Annotated in this window: 16 protein-coding genes; all 16 read left to right on the top strand. The window is 59.2% G+C overall.

Translation table 11 applies throughout. From position 1 onward, the window contains the following. Window positions 1-257 (top strand): DNA-directed RNA polymerase subunit omega (gene rpoZ / locus HMPREF3011_RS05210; protein ID WP_070841272.1); only part of this gene is annotated, 257 nt, incomplete at its 5' end. Window positions 258-284: 27 nt separating this feature from the next. Then, window positions 285-1,565, top strand: a complete 1,281-nt coding sequence (coaBC, locus tag HMPREF3011_RS05205) for a bifunctional phosphopantothenoylcysteine decarboxylase/phosphopantothenate--cysteine ligase CoaBC (RefSeq protein WP_070432234.1) — start codon at window positions 285-287, stop codon at window positions 1,563-1,565. A gap of 118 nt (window positions 1,566-1,683) precedes the next feature. Beyond that, window positions 1,684-2,901 carry a methionine adenosyltransferase gene (gene metK, locus HMPREF3011_RS05200; protein ID WP_070841271.1) on the top strand — a complete coding sequence of 406 codons (1,218 nt, stop codon included), beginning with the start codon at window positions 1,684-1,686 and terminating at the stop codon, window positions 2,899-2,901. A gap of 49 nt (window positions 2,902-2,950) precedes the next feature. Then, window positions 2,951-4,987: a primosomal protein N' gene (locus HMPREF3011_RS05195; RefSeq protein ID WP_070841270.1), complete on the top strand. Its 2,037-nt coding sequence runs from the start codon at window positions 2,951-2,953 to the stop codon at window positions 4,985-4,987. Between the two features lie 60 nt (window positions 4,988-5,047). Continuing rightward, window positions 5,048-5,551 carry a peptide deformylase gene (gene def, locus HMPREF3011_RS05190; RefSeq protein ID WP_038628930.1) on the top strand — a complete coding sequence of 168 codons (504 nt, stop codon included), beginning with the start codon at window positions 5,048-5,050 and terminating at the stop codon, window positions 5,549-5,551. Between the two features lie 96 nt (window positions 5,552-5,647). Beyond that, on the top strand, window positions 5,648-6,622 hold the full coding sequence (gene fmt, locus HMPREF3011_RS05185; protein ID WP_049181006.1) for a methionyl-tRNA formyltransferase: 975 nt from the start codon (window positions 5,648-5,650) through the stop codon (window positions 6,620-6,622). Continuing rightward, a complete protein-coding gene (locus HMPREF3011_RS05180; RefSeq protein ID WP_070841269.1) occupies window positions 6,623-8,080 on the top strand; it encodes an RsmB/NOP family class I SAM-dependent RNA methyltransferase in 1,458 nt (485 codons plus the stop codon). Window positions 8,081-8,091: 11 nt separating this feature from the next. Next, window positions 8,092-8,760, top strand: a complete 669-nt coding sequence (rpe, locus tag HMPREF3011_RS05175; RefSeq protein ID WP_038628938.1) for a ribulose-phosphate 3-epimerase — start codon at window positions 8,092-8,094, stop codon at window positions 8,758-8,760. 70 nt (window positions 8,761-8,830) lie between these two features. Next, the gene (gene ribD, locus HMPREF3011_RS05170) at window positions 8,831-9,829 is read left to right on the top strand and encodes a bifunctional diaminohydroxyphosphoribosylaminopyrimidine deaminase/5-amino-6-(5-phosphoribosylamino)uracil reductase RibD (RefSeq protein WP_371327187.1); all 999 of its coding nucleotides are present in this window, start codon (window positions 8,831-8,833) and stop codon (window positions 9,827-9,829) included. 69 nt (window positions 9,830-9,898) lie between these two features. Beyond that, window positions 9,899-10,486 (top strand): riboflavin synthase, encoded by a 588-nt coding sequence (locus HMPREF3011_RS05165; protein ID WP_049181010.1) that lies wholly within the window; start codon window positions 9,899-9,901, stop codon window positions 10,484-10,486. 11 nt (window positions 10,487-10,497) lie between these two features. Next, window positions 10,498-11,760 carry a bifunctional 3,4-dihydroxy-2-butanone-4-phosphate synthase/GTP cyclohydrolase II gene (locus HMPREF3011_RS05160; protein ID WP_070841268.1) on the top strand — a complete coding sequence of 421 codons (1,263 nt, stop codon included), beginning with the start codon at window positions 10,498-10,500 and terminating at the stop codon, window positions 11,758-11,760. Continuing rightward, entirely contained in the window at window positions 11,761-12,243 is a 483-nt protein-coding gene (gene ribH, locus HMPREF3011_RS05155; RefSeq protein ID WP_038628949.1) for a 6,7-dimethyl-8-ribityllumazine synthase, read from the top strand. Between the two features lie 2 nt (window positions 12,244-12,245). Continuing rightward, window positions 12,246-12,740: a PH domain-containing protein gene (locus HMPREF3011_RS05150; protein ID WP_038628952.1), complete on the top strand. Its 495-nt coding sequence runs from the start codon at window positions 12,246-12,248 to the stop codon at window positions 12,738-12,740. A 29-nt stretch (window positions 12,741-12,769) separates the two neighbouring features. Continuing rightward, window positions 12,770-14,818 (top strand): excinuclease ABC subunit UvrC, encoded by a 2,049-nt coding sequence (uvrC, locus tag HMPREF3011_RS05145; protein WP_070841267.1) that lies wholly within the window; start codon window positions 12,770-12,772, stop codon window positions 14,816-14,818. Window positions 14,819-14,930: 112 nt separating this feature from the next. Continuing rightward, complete coding sequence (gene rapZ, locus HMPREF3011_RS05140) at window positions 14,931-15,821, top strand: RNase adapter RapZ (protein ID WP_005510809.1); 891 nt, start codon at window positions 14,931-14,933, stop codon at window positions 15,819-15,821. A 23-nt stretch (window positions 15,822-15,844) separates the two neighbouring features. After that, the coding region (locus HMPREF3011_RS11090) for a 2-phospho-L-lactate transferase CofD family protein (RefSeq protein ID WP_210401642.1) at window positions 15,845-16,064 on the top strand (220 nt) is incomplete at its 3' end.

Below are 16,064 nucleotides of genomic sequence, written 5' to 3'. Positions count from 1 at the left end.
CCGAGGCAGTGTTCGACCCGCCAATTGGTATTACCAACCCGCCGATCGATGAGCTGCTTGGTAAGGCTTCTTCGAAGTACGCTCTGGCTATCTTCGCTGCCAAGCGTGCACGCCAGATTAATGACTACTACCAGCAGATTGACGAAGGCATGCTGGAGTACGTTGGCCCGCTGGTTACTCCGGGGGTCGCTGAGAAGCCTCTGTCCATCGCTCTTCGTGAAATCAACGCTGGTCTGCTGGACCACACTGAGGGCTAGAGCATTTCCTTAAGGGGAGATATCTGTATGCATGCCGCCGGTAATGCTGACGTATCCGAATGTTTAAAGGTTGTCGTCGGGGTTGCCGGCGGCATCGCTGCATATAAGGCCGCACACGTTGTTCGAGGCTTCAAGGAACTTGGTCACGATGTTCGTGTCGTTCCCACTGAGTCCGCATTGAACTTTGTAGGTGCAGCTACTTTCGAGGCGCTGTCGGGGAACCCGGTGTCGACTACAGTTTTTGACGCAGTCGATGAGGTTCAGCATGTCCGCGTGGGGCAGGAGGCCGACCTCGTCGTCGTGGTTCCCGCGACTGCCGACTTTATGGCGCGCGCCGCGCACGGGCGTGCCGACGACCTGCTCACCGCAACCTTGCTTGTGGCGACTTGCCCAGTGGTGTTGGCCCCTGCGATGCACACCGAAATGTGGAACCATCCAGCTACGCGGGATAATGTCGCGACTCTTCGTCGCCATGGCACTATTGTCCTCAATCCGGCCCATGGCCGTTTGACTGGTAAGGACACCGGTCCAGGTCGCCTGCCGGAGCCAGAGCAGATTGTTTCACTAGCATTGGCAGCGGTCGAGAATCCACGCCACTTCCGCCGCGACTTCGAGGGCGTACGCTTCATGATTACTGCCGGTGGCACCCGTGAGGCTATCGACCCGGTACGTTTTATCGGCAACCACTCCTCAGGTCGTCAGGGCTTCGCGCTAGCCGAGATGGCAGCACAGCGTGGCGCTCAGGTCACCGTGGTGGCAGGACATACGGATCAGTTGCCGACACCGCTGGGCGCGAATGTTGTAGGGGTTGATTCCACTTTGGAGATGGCCGAGGCCGCGCACGAACACTCCAAGCTGGCCGATGTCTGCATTTTTGCCGCCGCCGTTGCCGACTTCCGTCCGGCATCGACCGCTGGGGCCAAGATGAAGAAGGGCGTCGCAGACGACGCGTTGAGCAACATTCAGCTCGTAGAAAACCCAGATATTTTGGCTACCACTGTGGAGCGTCGTAAAGCGGGCGAGATTCCGGCGACCACGACGATGGTGGGCTTTGCGGCTGAGACCGGTGACGAGACGACGACGCCGCTCGAGCTTGCGAAGCAGAAGATTGTTCGCAAGGGCTGCGATTTGCTCATGTGTAACGACGTCTCGGGTGGGCAAACTTTCGGTGCGACTGACAATGTCGGATGGTTGCTGTCTCTCGATGGCGAGCAGTGGGACGTGCCGCGGGGCTCAAAATTCTCGGTGGCCGGTTCGATTTTGGATGCAGTTTCCGAGCTGCGACAGGAACCTCAGCCAGCGGAGTAGCCGGTGCCTACTACGGCGACTGAACCGCTTGGTCTATAATTATCGAATCAAACGAAAACCCACGCCGCAGCGACACCGCAGGGGTGGGGAAATAATCTAGAAGAAAGTTGTACTGCTCGTGGCCTCTAATCTTCGGCTGTTTTCCAGTGAATCTGTTACCGAGGGGCACCCAGATAAGATTTGCGACTCGATTTCGGACTCCATCCTTGACGCTATGCTCGCGCAGGATTCTGCATCGATGGTCGCCGTCGAGACTGTGGTGACTACCGGTTTAGTCCATGTTGTTGGCGAGGTTCGCACGAAAAGCTACGTCGACATCCCCGGTATTGTCCGGAGTCGATTGAAGGAGATCGGTTTCGATTCTTCTGAAAAGGGCTTTGACGGCAAAACCTGTGGTGTCTCCATTTCGATCGGTGAGCAGTCCTCAGACATCCACGACGGTGTGCACACTTCTCTGGAAGCACGCAGCTCTGGTGGAGAAGTCGAAGCAGAAGATCTCAAGGGCGCTGGCGACCAGGGGCTGATGTTCGGCTACGCTACCAACGAAACGCCGGAGTATATGCCGCTACCGATTGCACTGGCGCACCGCCTGGCTCGCCGCTTGACGCAGGTACGCAAGGAAGGGATCATCCCATCGCTTCGACCGGATGGTAAGACTCAGGTCACCTTCGCTTACGACGAAGACAATAGCCCGGCGTACTTGGACACCGTTGTGGTGTCCACGCAGCACGACCCGGACGTCACCCAGGAGTGGATCACCGAGCAGATTAAGACTCACGTCGTCGATTGGGTGCTCGACGACGCTAACCTGCGCGAGCGTTTTGTTACCGATGAATTGAAGCTGCTGGTTAACCCTTCTGGCCAGTTTATTATCGGTGGCCCGATGGGCGATGCCGGCCTGACCGGTCGCAAGATTATCGTCGACACTTACGGCGGTATGGCTCGTCACGGTGGCGGCGCGTTCTCGGGCAAGGACCCGTCAAAGGTGGACCGCTCCGGCGCTTATGCCACCCGTTGGGTTGCGAAGAATGCCGTGGCCGCGGGTCTGGCTGACCGCCTCGAGATTCAGGTCGCCTACGCTATCGGTCGCGCTCGCCCAGTGGGCCTCTACGTCGACTCTTTCGGCACTGGTCACGTTTCAGACGACGCCATCCGCGAGGCTATCAACAAGGTCTTCGACCTTCGTCCGGCCGCTATTATTCGTGACCTGGACCTGCTGCGCCCGATTTATGCACAGACCTCCACCTACGGTCACTTCGGCCGAACTGACTTGGACCTGCCGTGGGAGCAGCTCAACCGCGTTGAAGAGCTCCGCGCAGCCGCTGGCCTGGGATAAACACCACCCGCCAGCATTACCCTGGGGTAGGGCAGTAGAGTAAGACTCTATGACCGACGCCCCCTTCGCACCCGCCGCCGCAGCTGAGAAGCTGCCAGTCGCGCGGGTGCTTCCGCTTTTGGGGCTGCCGCAGTTAGATCGCCCCTTCGACTACCTGGTTCCGCGCGCGCTAGCGGAGGAAGCGGTCGTCGGTTGCCGCGTGCGGATTCGCTTCCACGGCCAGTTGGTCAATGCGCTGGTGCTGGAGCGCTGTACCACGCCCACTCACGACGGCAAACTGTCCTATCTCAAGGATGTCATCAGCTCTGAGGTTGTCTATCCGCCTCAGCTTCGACGGTTGGTGGATTCTCTGGCGGAGTATTACGGCGCAACGCGCTCAAACATCATTCGCTCCGCCATCCCAACCCGTCATGCACGGGCCGAACGTGCTCGCAAGGAGAACATGCCCCCGACGTGGGAGGAGTTGGGAAAGCTTGCCACCGAAGATCCGGACCTTTCCGCTTGGGGCAACTATGTCTTCGGCGAATCCTTTGTCGATTCCGTCCGCAAGGGTGCCCCGGCACGCGCAGCGTGGCAGCCAGTTCCAGGCGAACAGGTGGCAACCATGCTCGGCGCACTCAGCGTTTCGGTCGCGCGCGATGGTGGCGGTGTTCTCATCATTGTGCCGGACGCACGCACACAGGCGCGCTTTGAGAGCGCTTTTCGCGAGCTTATTTCTGCCCGTCAGCTCACTCTTCTCGGGGCTGGCCTCGGTCCCGAGTCCCGCTATCGCCGCTACCTGGATATCCTTCACGGCCAGGGGCGCATAGTCGTCGGCACGCGTTCGGCAGCATACGCGCCAGTGAAGAATCTGCGTTTAGCAGTGATTGTCGATGATGGCGATGACAACCTCGTGGATCCCCGCGCACCCTACGTGCACTCTCGCGAGGTGTTGGTGACGCGTAGTGCGCAGGAAGGATGCGCTCTCATCTTTGCGTCGTATAGCCGTACAGCCGAGGTGCAGCTGCTCGTCTCCTCAGGTTGGGCGCACAATCTGGTCGCGGGAACTGACACCCTGGCTGAGTCCATGCCGGAGATGATTGCCTCGACGGACACTTCCGAAGACCCGGATGACGTCAGTAGGGGACGCCTTCCTGCCATCGCTTTTCGACGGGCAAAGGCCGCGCTGCGCGAAGAGCTTCCGATCCTGGTCCAGGTACCTCGCAAGGGATATGTGCCGACACTGTCGTGCCGCTCCTGTGGCGCGCCTGCGCGCTGTCGCTGGTGTAATGGTCCACTGGGAATTCCACCGTCCGATAGCCCGGACGACCCGGCACCACCGACGTGTCGGTGGTGTGGTCGTATTGACATTCACCACCGTTGCCATAGCTGCGGTTCCACCAAGATTCGGCCGGTCGTGGTCGGCAGTGAACGTACGGCAGAGGAGTTTGGCCGTATTTTCAGTCCATTCCCGGTCATCGCTTCCTCTGGAGAACGCATTGTTGACGACATTCCCGAAGGCCCGAGGGTCGTGGTGGCCACGCCGGGAGCCGAGCCTTATTCGCCGGAGGGCTACGGTGCAGTGATGCTGCTGGACACTTGGGCGATGCTTGGCCGGCAGGACTTGCGCGCTCATGAAGAGGCCTATGCGCATTGGTCTCGGGCTGTCACGCTTGCCCGTCCGCGGGAGCAAGGCGGGGCGGTGGTTATCGATGCGGATGCTGCAGTCCCGACTGTGGCCGATCTTCTGGCATGGGACGCGGTAGGCGCTGCGAACAGGGAATTGGCCGACCGCACAGCTGCCGCTCTGCCTCCGGCCTTTCACGTGGCAGCGGTGGATGGGACTGAAGAGGGCCTGCGTAACTTCATGGAGTCCCTGGAAGTCCCATCGGGTGCGGAAATTCTGGGGCCGGTAGACCTTCCCCGCAACGCCAGGCCACCAGCGGGCGTGGAGCCGGGTACACCTATTCAGCGGATGTTGATTCGCTGTGACCGTCGTCAAGCACGGGCAGTGGGAGCGGCGTTGAAGGCAGCACAGGTCGTTCGCGCGACTAGGAAGGACCCGACGCCGGTGCGCGTTGTCGTCGATCCGATTAATTTCGGCTAGCTGCTAAAATGAACGCGTTATTGCTTGATTCACACCAGTTTTCTTGGAGGCTCTAAGTTCATGGCAGTTCGTGAGGTACGTCTTTTCGGCGATCCGGTGTTGCTGTCCAAGGCGGAAACCGTCACTGATTTCGACGCGACGCTGTCGCACCTGATTGATGACATGTTCGACACCATGGACGAGCAACAGGGTGTCGGGCTCGCAGCAAACCAGGTTGGCGTGCTGCAGCGCGTCTTCGTCTACGACTGCAATGGCACCCGCGGGCACATCGTCAATCCAGAATGGGAAGCCATCGGCGATGAGACTGTCCACGAAATCGAAGGATGCCTGTCTATCCCGGGGATTAATGGACCCGTGACTCGGCACGCACGTGTGCGCGTTACTGGCCAGGATCGCCACGGCACACCGGTGAGCTTCGAAGCTGACGATCTGCTGGCTCGCTGCGTGCAGCATGAAAGCGACCACCTGGACGGTGTGCTGTTTTTGAAGCGTCTCGAGGGCGACGAGCGCAAGACCGCGATGCGCTCTCTGCGTGAGCAGGAATGGTTCCTCAACCGCGGTTAACTCACCTGCGCCTAGCCCCCCCCGGGCGTGGCGCCCCGAGTTTCATCACTAGATTAACTAGAACAACTAGGTCCACCAGGAAGGAATTCACTTACTGTGCGCCTGATTTTTGCCGGAACCCCGGAACCCGCTGTCGTTGCACTGAAGAAGTTACTCGAAGACTCCCACCATGAGATCGTTGCTGTTCTCACTCGCCCCGATGCCCGCCGTGGCCGCGGTAAGTCGCTTTCGCCCTCGCCGGTGAAGGCTCTGGCCTTGGAACACGACATTCCCGTTCTCACCCCGACTACCCTGCGCGATGCGGAAATCCAACAGCAGATCCGCGAACTAAACGCCGACTGCATCCCGGTCGTCGCCTACGGCAATCTCGTGCCGGAGGAGTTGCTCGATGTACCGACGCACGGCTGGGTAAATCTGCATTTCTCACTGCTTCCTGCTTGGCGAGGTGCCGCGCCGGTGCAGGCAGCTATCGCCGCTGGCGACGAAGTCACGGGTGCCAGTACCTTCCGAATTGAAAAGGGCCTGGATACCGGACCAGTTTTCGGTACCGTCACCGAAGCGATTCGCTCGACCGATAATGCCGACGACCTTTTGACCCGCCTCGCATTCTCCGGTGCGGATCTTCTAACCGCCACCATGGACGGCATCGAAGCAGGTGCGTTGCGTCCGACTGCTCAGCCGGAACAGGACGTCAGCTACGCCGCTAAGTTCGGGCCGGAGGATGCCCGAATCGTTTGGACTCAGCCGCGACATCTTCTCGACCGCCGCGCTCGCGCGTTCACGCCTGCTCCAGGTGCGTGGACGACCCTCGACGGCTCACGTTTGAAGGTCGGAGAGCTCACCCCGCTTTCCGACGAGGACAGCGCTGCGGTCGACGAGGTGCGAAAGGCAGCTGCTCCAGAGGTGGCAGCCGCCACACCAGGTGAGTTGGTAGTGGAGAAACACCGGGTATCCGTGCGTTGTGCCGATGGCTATGTGCAGCTGGTGAAGGTGCAGCCACAGGGTAAGAAGATGATGGATGCGTCCGACTGGGCGCGAGGTAGCCAACCCGGCGGAAAGGTCTGCGAGTAAATGGACAACGACAAACCCCGCCACACCGGTGGCGGACGGCAGCGCAGCAACCGCGGCGGACAGAACCGCGATGACCGCAACCGTAACCGTGACACCCGAGGAGGGGATAATCGCGGTGGCATTGACCAGCCACGCAAGGTCGCGCTGAAGGTACTAGCTGACGTTCGCGAGAAGGATGCTTACGCAAACCTGCTGCTGCCCAAGTTGCTGAAGACACACAAGCTCAAGGGGCGGGATGCTGCTTTTGCAACGGAGCTGACGTACGGCACACTGCGGGCGGAAGGCCTGTTGGACGCCGTGATTGAGGCATCGTCGTCACGCCCGTTAAGCGATATTGCTGGACCGGTGATGGACGTGCTACGCCTGGGCACGTACCAGCTGCTGCGTACGCGCGTCGACGCCTACGCAGCGGTCGATACCTCGGTGCGGGCAGTGGCGAAGGTGGCGGGACCTGGCGCGCGCGGCTTTGTCAATGCCATTTTGAGGAAGGTCTCCTCGAAGACCGAAAGCGAATGGGTGGCTGAGATTGCGCCGGATCCCGCGACCGATCCGATTGGCTACGTGGCAATGAAGCATGCCCACCCGCGCTGGATTGCTATGGAGTTTGCCCGCGCACTCGGTGCACAAGCCGGTGAGCTGCAGCAGGCACTCGCTGCCGACGATGCCCGCCCGCTGGTGCACTTGGTCGCTCGTCCGGGCGAGATTACTGCTGAAGAATTGGCACTGATCACTGGCGGTGAAGAGGGACAGTGGTCGCCGTACTGCGTGCGCTTGGACTCCGGTGCCCCAGGAGAGTTGGAGCCGGTCCGACAGGGTTTGGCTGCGGTGCAGGACGAGGGTTCTCAGCTCATTGCGCGTGCCGTCACCATGGCACCCGTTGCCGGTGAAGACAGCGGCCGCTGGTTAGATCTGTGTTCCGGCCCCGGTGGTAAGTCAGCTTTCATCGGCGGCATTGCAGCTATTGAGGGCGCGAAGCTCGATGCTGTTGAGGTATCGGCGACTCGCGCAGAACTGGTGAAGAAGGCTACTACCGGGCTACCAGTGACTGTAACGGTTGCGGATGGTCGTGATACCGGGCTCGAGACAGGCTTTGACCGCATCTTGGTAGACGCGCCGTGCTCTGGCTTGGGCTCGCTCCGCCGTCGCCCGGAAGCGCGCTGGCGGAAGTCGCCGTCCGATCTGAACTCGTTGACTACGCTGCAGTTTGAACTGCTCAGCGAAGCTGTGCGTCTTGCACGGCCGGGTGGCATCATCGTCTATTCCACGTGTTCGCCGCATCTGCGGGAAACCAGGGGCATTGTCGACAGGGCAGTGACGGAATTACCGGTGACTGAGCTGAGTGCACACGAGTTGGTAGCGCCGATGACTGATGTCGGACCGTATCCATCTGTGCAGATGTGGCCACACCGCCACGGGACCGATGCGATGTTCTTCTCAGTTTTGCGCAAGAACGACTAGGCTCAGAGGTTATGAGCGCACCAATTATTGCCCCGTCCATTCTCGCTGCTGACTTCGCTCGCCTCGACCGCGAGGTTGAGGCTGTAGCCAATGCAGATTGGCTACATATCGACGTCATGGATGGCCACTTCGTTCCCAACCTGTCCTTCGGCGCTCCGGTGCTGGAGGCCGTAGCTGCGGTGACGGACAAGTACTTGGATGTCCATCTCATGATTGAAAACCCGGAGAAGTGGGTCGACACCTACATTAAGGCGGGGGCGAGCTCCGTTATCTTCCATGTGGAAGCCGCCGACGATGCCATCGCACTGGCACGCCACATTCGTTCCCAGGGCGTGAAGGCCGGGTTCTCACTGCGCCCGGGTACCCCAATTGAGCCGTGGCTGGATCACCTCGCCGAATTCGACGAGGTGCTGGTCATGAGTGTCGAGCCCGGTTTCGGGGGCCAGTCCTTTATGCCGGATCAGCTGGCCAAGGTCGAGAAGCTACGTGAACGCATTGATGCCGAAGGTCTGGATACTCTGATCGAGATTGACGGTGGTATCTCCGCCAAGACCATCGAATCCGCTGCCGCCGCCGGTTGCGATGCCTTCGTTGCAGGGTCGGCCGTTTTCGGCGCTGATGATCGTGCGGCGGCTGTCGATGAGCTGCGCGCATTGGCCACCGCTGCTGCAACTAAGTAGACGGCGGTGAGAAACGGTGGCACAGTTTCCGGATCTCGTCTCCGCACAGCCGCTGACTGACGCCCAAGCTATGGCATTGGCCATAGAAGCCGGCCAGCGGGTTCAAGGCACCACCTATCCCAATCCACCGATTGGTTGCGTCATTCTCGATACCGCAGGGATCGCGGTAGGTGTGGCCGGAACTGAGCCTGTAGGCGGGCGGCACGCAGAGCCACAGGCATTGGAGATGGCGGGGCCACGAGCTCAGGGTGGCACTGCAGTGGTCACACTCGAGCCGTGCAATCATATCGGCCGTACACCACCGTGCACCGAGGCACTTGCGGCAGCCGGTGTTTCCCGCGTCATATTTGCGGTCGCCGATCCTAATCCCGTGGCCGCTGGCGGCAGCGAATGGTTGCGCTATAAGGACATCGAGGTCGTTGAAGAATTCCAGCGTGACCGAGTAACCGCCGGCTACTTACGGCCATGGTTACACTGGCAGCGCACTCGGCGCCCACACATCACGCTGAAGACGGCGGGCACACTCGATGGTTTCGCCGCCGCTACCGACGGCACCTCGCAGTGGATCACGGGGGAGCAGGCGCGGGCACGGGTACATGTTGATCGTGCACGTCGGCAAGCGATTGTCGTCGGAACGGGAACAGTGCTCGCCGACAATCCGCGATTGACCGCGCGCACACCAGACGGCGAGGAGCTGTCAACGCAACCTCTGCGCATCGCGATTGGCACTTCGGAGGTCGCCGCCGATGCGAATATCCGTGGTGATAACTTCCGCCACATTCGCACTCACGATGTGGAAGTGGCGCTGGAGACAATGGCGGATATGGGGCTTATTGACGTGCTGGTAGAAGGCGGTCCACGGCTCGCCAGCGCTTTCTTAGAAGCCGATGCTGTCGACGCGATTGAGTCCTATATTGCCCCGGCCTTTCTCGGCGCTGGTCTGCCAGTGACATCGGCCAACCACGAGACCACCATCACTGACATCTCCCGTTTCCGTACCGCCGCGGTAGAGACTCTGGGGGATGACATTTTGATCACGGCACTCCGCAGTGGCAAAGATCGCGGGTAGACCGGCTAGAGTTAATTTTGTAAAAATCTTTCAATTTATAACAAATGTTAAAGGATTTTCCTGACCACTATGTTTACGGGAATTGTTGAGGAACTCGGCGAAATTCGCGAAATCCACCGCGAAGCCGATTCCATTACGCTGACCATTCGCGCGACCACCGTGCTTGACGACGTGCACCACGGTGACTCCATTGCTGTCAATGGCGTTTGTTTGACCGTCGTGGAGTTTGACAATGACTTCTTTACCGCTGATCTCATGCAAGAGACTCTGGATAGGTCGAGTCTCGGCCAGGTTGAGGTCGGTTCCAAGGTCAACCTCGAACGTGCAACCGCAGTAGGGCAACGCCTCGGCGGCCATATCGTGCAGGGACATATCGATGGCACCGGCGAGGTTATTTCGCGCACGCCAGGGGAACGCTGGGAAGTAGTGCGGATTTCTCTGCCGAAGCAGCTCTCCAAGTATGTCGTGGAAAAGGGCTCAATTGCCGTGGATGGCACCTCGTTGACTGTCTCTGCAGTAGGCGAGGGGTTCTTTGAGGTCAGCCTGATACCGACGACGCTGACGGACTCCGTTATTGGTTCAACCGCAGTAGGCACCAAGGTCAATTTGGAAGTCGATGTGCTAGCCAAGTACGTCGAGAAAATGTTGGAAAGATAAGCTACAAGACTGTGATTAAGTTCGATTCTGTTGAACGGGCCATTGCGGACATCGCAGCCGGTAAGGCCGTGGTCGTCGTCGACGATGAAGATCGTGAGAACGAGGGCGACATCATCTTCGCCGCAGAGAAGGTAACGCCTGAACTTGTTGCCTTTATGGTTCGCTATTCCTCTGGTTACATCTGTGCACCGCTGACCGCCGAGGACTGCGAGCGTCTGAATCTGCCACCGATGGTGTCGGAGAATGAGGATGCCCGCGGTACCGCATACACAGTGACCGTGGATGCCAACACCGGTACGACCGGTATTTCCGCCACAGATCGTGCGAACACCATTCGTACTCTGGCTGACCCCACGTCCAGCCCGCACGATTTCACCCGACCGGGACACGTGGTTCCGTTGCGAGCTCGCGATGGTGGCGTCCTCATCCGTGCCGGCCACACCGAGGCTGCGGTCGATCTCGCCCGCCTGGCAGGGCTTCGTCCTGCCGGTGTGCTGTGTGAGGTTGTCTCCGAGGAAGACCCGACCAGCATGGCGCGCGCGGAGGAACTACGTCGCTTCTGCGACGACCACGATTTAGCGCTGATTTCCATCGAGCAGCTCATCGAATACCGTCGCCACAACGAACACTTGATTGAGCGCGTTGTCGAAACCAAGCTGCCGACCGACTACGGCGAGTTCCGTGCCATTGGTTACCGCAGCCTTATCGACGGTGTCGAGCATGTCGCTCTCGTTGTGGGGGATGTGTCTTCCAACAATGGCCAGGAAGTCCTCGTGCGTGTGCACTCCGAATGCCTCACCGGCGACGCATTGGGATCTCGCCGCTGTGACTGCGGTCAACAGCTGCACAACTCCATGCGCATGGTCCACGAGGCAGGGCGCGGCGTCATTCTCTACATGCGCGGTCACGAAGGCCGAGGCATTGGTCTGATGCCGAAGCTGCAGGCCTACCACCTGCAAGATGAAGGCGCTGACACCGTTGATGCCAATCTCGCACTCGGTTTGCCGTCGGACGCCCGCGAGTACGGCACTGGTGCACAGATTCTGCAGGATCTTGGGGTCACCTCTATGGCGCTGCTGACGAACAATCCGACCAAGCGCGCCGGCCTAGGTGGTTATGGACTGGAGATGAGCCGCCGGGTACCGGTGCCAGTTGAGGTCAACGAGGATAACTTGAAATACTTGTTGACAAAGCGCGAACGCATGGGCCATGAACTTCCTTGGTTGGATGAGTACATGGAGACCCACGGCATTTCGACAGAAGGAGCACAGTAGATGAGTGGCGCAGGTCTTCCTGAAATTACCGTTCCCGATTCCACTGGTGTGACCGTCGGTCTGGTCACCTCTCACTGGAACGAGGAGATTACTGGGCAGCTTCGTCGTGAAGCGCTGGCACAGGCTGAGGAGGCCGGCGCTGTAGTCACGGATGTGACTGTCGTCGGTGCTCTGGAGATTCCGGTTGTGGTACAGCAGCTCGCGCGAACTCACGACGCCGTGGTGGCGCTGGGATGCGTTATCCGCGGTGGTACGCCGCACTTCGACTATGTCTGCGACTCGGTGACTGAGGGGCTGACGCGGATTGCACTGGACTGTGAGACACCTGTTGGCAATGGTGTATTGACCTGCAACACTGAGCAGCAGGCAATTGATCGTGCCGGCGGTGAGGGAGCTGTGGAGAATAAAGGTCGCGAGGCCATGGCCGCAGCGCTGCATACCGTCGCCGTGTTGAAGTCTCTTCGTGAAGGTGGAGCTGAGTAAGAATGGGTAACTCCGAACGCCACAGCAATTCGACTGCCGTCGACACCGGTAGTGAAGACAAATGGCTATTGGAAATCACCTCGCAAAAGCTGCGTCTGTGGGCGATTATCGCTGCAGTTGTAGTCTTCGCTATCCATATCTTCATGGGCATCGTGGTGGACTTTGGTAACACCGGCGCTTCGGTGACGACTATTGACCAGCTGGCTTTCCCAATGATTGGTTTGATCATCGCCGGGGTAATCCTGCTGCTGACTCGGGCTCGCGTTCGCGTAAATGCCACGGGCGTGGAAGTCCGCAATCTGCTCAATGCGAAGTTCTACCCGTGGGTCGATGTCTACGGCCTGAGTTTTCCAAAGAAGTCCCGCTGGGCTCGCTTGGAGCTGCCAGACTTTGAGTTTGTGCCGATGCTCGCGCTCCAGTCAGCCGACGGCAGCCGCGTCGTGGAAGACATCCGCCGGTTCCGTGAACTTGAAGACAAGTTCATGCCGGAGGATTAACCCAAGGACATGTTTTAAGGACACCGTAAGTGACTGACCCTTCTCAGTACCGTCCCGCCCCCGGCACCATTCCCACGGAGCCGGGGGTGTACCGTTTTCTCGATTCAACCGGACGCGTTCTCTACGTCGGCAAGGCGAAGAATCTCCGTGCGCGTCTGTCTAACTACTTCCAGGACTTAACTCGGCTGCATCCCCGCACCCGCCAGATGGTGCAGTCCGCTTCGAAGGTGACGTGGACTGTTGTCCACAATGAGGTCGAAGCGCTGCAGTTGGAGTACACCTGGATCAAGCGCTTTAATCCGCGGTTCAACGTGATGTACCGCGACGATAAGTCGTATCCGATGTTGGCCGTCAGCGTCGGCGAGCTGTACCCGCGGCTGTTTCTCTACCGAGGACCGCGCCGGAATGGCGTGCGTTATTTCGGCCCCTATTCACACGCGTGGGCCATCCGAGAAACCCTCGACTTGCTTACACGAGTTTTCCCGGCCCGCACTTGTTCCAGGGGAGTCTTCAACCGGCAGCAGGCCCTGGGACGGCCCTGTTTGCTCGGCTATATCGACAAATGCTCGGCGCCTTGTGTCGGCCGTGTCAGTGCCGAAGAACACCGCGAAATTGTCCGTGGTTTTACCAGCTTCATGTCCGGGAATACGGGTCCGGTCACCAGGCGCTTGAAGAAGGAAATGGAGGAAGCTGCCGCCGAGTTAGACTTTGAGCGCGCCGCGAGCCTGCGCGACAACCTCGCTGCCATCGACAAGGTCATGGAGCGGCAGTCAGTCGTGCTTTCCGACGCCGCCGATGCCGATTTTATTGCGCTAGCAACCGACGAACTGGAAGCGGCCGTGCAGATTTTCCACGTTCGAGCAGGACGTATTTACGGTCAGCGCGGCTGGGTAGTGGAGAAGTCCGGCGAATACGCGACTACAGAGTTTCGAGAGGGAGAGACAGACCCCAGCTTGGGTGGGCTGCTAACGCAGTTCCTGACACAGTTCTATGGCGATGCCGCCAAGCACGCGGATGTCGACGGCGATGAATCGACCACTGCTGCCCAAGTTGTGCCACGCGAAATTCTCGTCCAGGCCACGCCCGACGATCTTGACGAGGTTGCTGCATTTTTGGCCGATATTCGTGGCACCAATGTGGACATTCGGGTCCCGCAGCGCGGTGACAAGCGGACACTCATGGAGACCGTGCAGAAAAATGCAGCTGAAGCGCTACGCCAGCACAAACTAAAGCGAAGTGGAGATCTAACTACTCGATCGCAGGCTCTCTCCGAACTTCAGGACGCGCTGTTTATGGATGAAGCGCCGCTGCGTATCGAATGCACTGACATCTCGCATATTCAAGGCACCGATGTGGTGGCCTCGTTGGTGGTCTTCGAGGACGGATTGCCGAAGAAGTCCGACTATCGCCGCTACCGTATCAAGGATGCAGCGGGTGACGGTCGCTCCGACGACGTCGGCTCCATTGCTGAGGTGGTGCGCCGTCGTTTTCTGCGCCATAACGAGGACAAGCTCGCCATGCCCGATGATGCCAGCGAAATGTTCGTCGAAGAGACGACTGATGCCGTCGATGAGCATTCGAGGAGTAGCCGCAAATTTGCCTACCCGCCACAGTTGTTCATTGTCGACGGTGGTGCACCGCAGGTCGCAGCCGCTCAGGCAGTCCTCGATGAACTCGAGGTCACCGATGTGACGCTCGTGGGTATTGCCAAGCGCTTAGAAGAGCTGTGGATTCCCGACGATGATGAGCCACTCATTCTGCCGCGCAATTCGGAAGCGATGTACCTTATCCAGCGAATTCGTGATGAGGCGCACCGCTTTGCCATTACTTATCACCGTCAGCAGCGCTCTAAGCGCATGCGCTCTTCGGTACTCGATGGCATTAAAGGGCTGGGGCCAGCACGCCGCAGTGAGTTGGTCAAACACTTTGGCTCCGTTGCGGCGCTGAAAAAGGCCAGCGTCGGGCAGATAGAAGAGGTAGCTGGTTTCGGGCCGACGCTCGCGAAAACTGTCTACGATTACCTCCACCCAGACGAAAAATCCTCAGAACCAAACTCGGATGTCGGTACCGGAGAATAGGCGTAGAAGTAGGTAAACAAGTGGCTAAAACCGCACTTGAAACAGTGCTAGCGGGTTTACTTCCGCTAGTAAAACCGAGAGCGGTTGGCCGAAATTGTATTAGAGTATTGGCATGATTACTTCGGGTTATTCCCCTCAGGCTGAAAAGTCACTTGTGCTGATTACCGGCATGTCCGGTTCCGGACGCAATACGGCCGCCAGCGTCTTGGAGGAGATGGGCTGGTATGTCGCAGACAACCTGCCCCCGGAGTTGATTATGCGCATGGTCGAGTTGTCGTTTGAGGCGGACTCTCCAGTAGAGCGCCTCGCTATCGTCACCGACGTTCGCTCGCGCGCATTCGCGGGCAGTTTGGGGGAGGTGCTCGACGGACTCCGCAATGAGGGGCGCCAGCCCTATGTCATCTTCTTCGATGCTAACGACGACACCCTCATCGCCCGCTACGACTCAGTCCGCCGCACACATCCGCTGCAGGAAAATGGCACGCTTTCACAGGGTATTGCAGCTGAACGTCAGATGCTGCTGCCCATAAAGGGCATGTCGGATTTGGTAGTGGATACCTCTGACATGAGCGTGCACGATTTGCGCCGTGAGTTAGAGCATCAGCTGTCGGATACCGCTAGCAAGATTCAACAGATTACCATCGAGTCCTTCGGGTTTAAGCACGGTGCACCGCGCGATGCCGACATGCTTTTCGACGTCCGTTTTCTCCCCAACCCCTATTGGGTACCTGAGCTGCGTGCGGGCCGTGGTACCAACAAAGCAGTGGCCGACTACGTACTGTCCCAACCGGAGTCTCAGGGGTTCTTGGACAACGTCACAAACTTGATTGAATTGGTTTTGCCCGGTTACCGGCGTGAGGGCAAGGGTTTTATGACTATCGCTGTGGGATGCACCGGAGGCCACCACCGAAGTGTGGCCATGTCGGAGGCGCTGGCTAAGAAGCTCGAGGGAGTTTCCGGGATCAACGTCAACGTCGTCCACCGCGATATTGACCGCAATTAGCGGTTTCCGTGGAGGTGTAGAAATTGACATCAATTACCAGTCTGGGCGGCGGTCATGGTCTATTTGCCACGCTGAGAGCTGACCGTCAAGTTGCGGACCATGTCACAGCGGTGGTCACAGTTGCCGACGATGGAGGATCCTCCGGTCGCCTTCGTCGTGAGCTGGGGCAGATTCCCCCTGGAGACCTTCGCATGGCGCTCGCCGCGCTTTCCGCAGATACGGAAAAAGGAGATCTGTGGGAAA

Source organism: Corynebacterium sp. HMSC074C04 (genome assembly GCF_001838295.1).
Lineage (GTDB): Bacteria > Actinomycetota > Actinomycetes > Mycobacteriales > Mycobacteriaceae > Corynebacterium > Corynebacterium amycolatum.
This window is presented reverse-complemented; position numbering and strand designations above follow the sequence as displayed.

Excerpts from the sequence above, each read along its gene's own strand:
- coaBC (WP_070432234.1), top strand. The coding sequence starts at position 285 with ATGCATGCCGCCGGTAATGCTGACGTATCCGAATGTTTAAAGGTTGTC.
- HMPREF3011_RS05195 (WP_070841270.1), top strand. The coding sequence starts at position 2,951 with ATGACCGACGCCCCCTTCGCACCCGCCGCCGCAGCTGAGAAGCTGCCA.
- def (WP_038628930.1), top strand. The coding sequence starts at position 5,048 with ATGGCAGTTCGTGAGGTACGTCTTTTCGGCGATCCGGTGTTGCTGTCC.
- HMPREF3011_RS05180 (WP_070841269.1), top strand. The coding sequence starts at position 6,623 with ATGGACAACGACAAACCCCGCCACACCGGTGGCGGACGGCAGCGCAGC.
- rpe (WP_038628938.1), top strand. The coding sequence starts at position 8,092 with ATGAGCGCACCAATTATTGCCCCGTCCATTCTCGCTGCTGACTTCGCT.
- ribD (WP_371327187.1), top strand. The coding sequence starts at position 8,831 with ATGGCATTGGCCATAGAAGCCGGCCAGCGGGTTCAAGGCACCACCTAT.
- HMPREF3011_RS05165 (WP_049181010.1), top strand. The coding sequence starts at position 9,899 with ATGTTTACGGGAATTGTTGAGGAACTCGGCGAAATTCGCGAAATCCAC.
- ribH (WP_038628949.1), top strand. The coding sequence starts at position 11,761 with ATGAGTGGCGCAGGTCTTCCTGAAATTACCGTTCCCGATTCCACTGGT.
- HMPREF3011_RS05150 (WP_038628952.1), top strand. The coding sequence starts at position 12,246 with ATGGGTAACTCCGAACGCCACAGCAATTCGACTGCCGTCGACACCGGT.
- rapZ (WP_005510809.1), top strand. The coding sequence starts at position 14,931 with ATGATTACTTCGGGTTATTCCCCTCAGGCTGAAAAGTCACTTGTGCTG.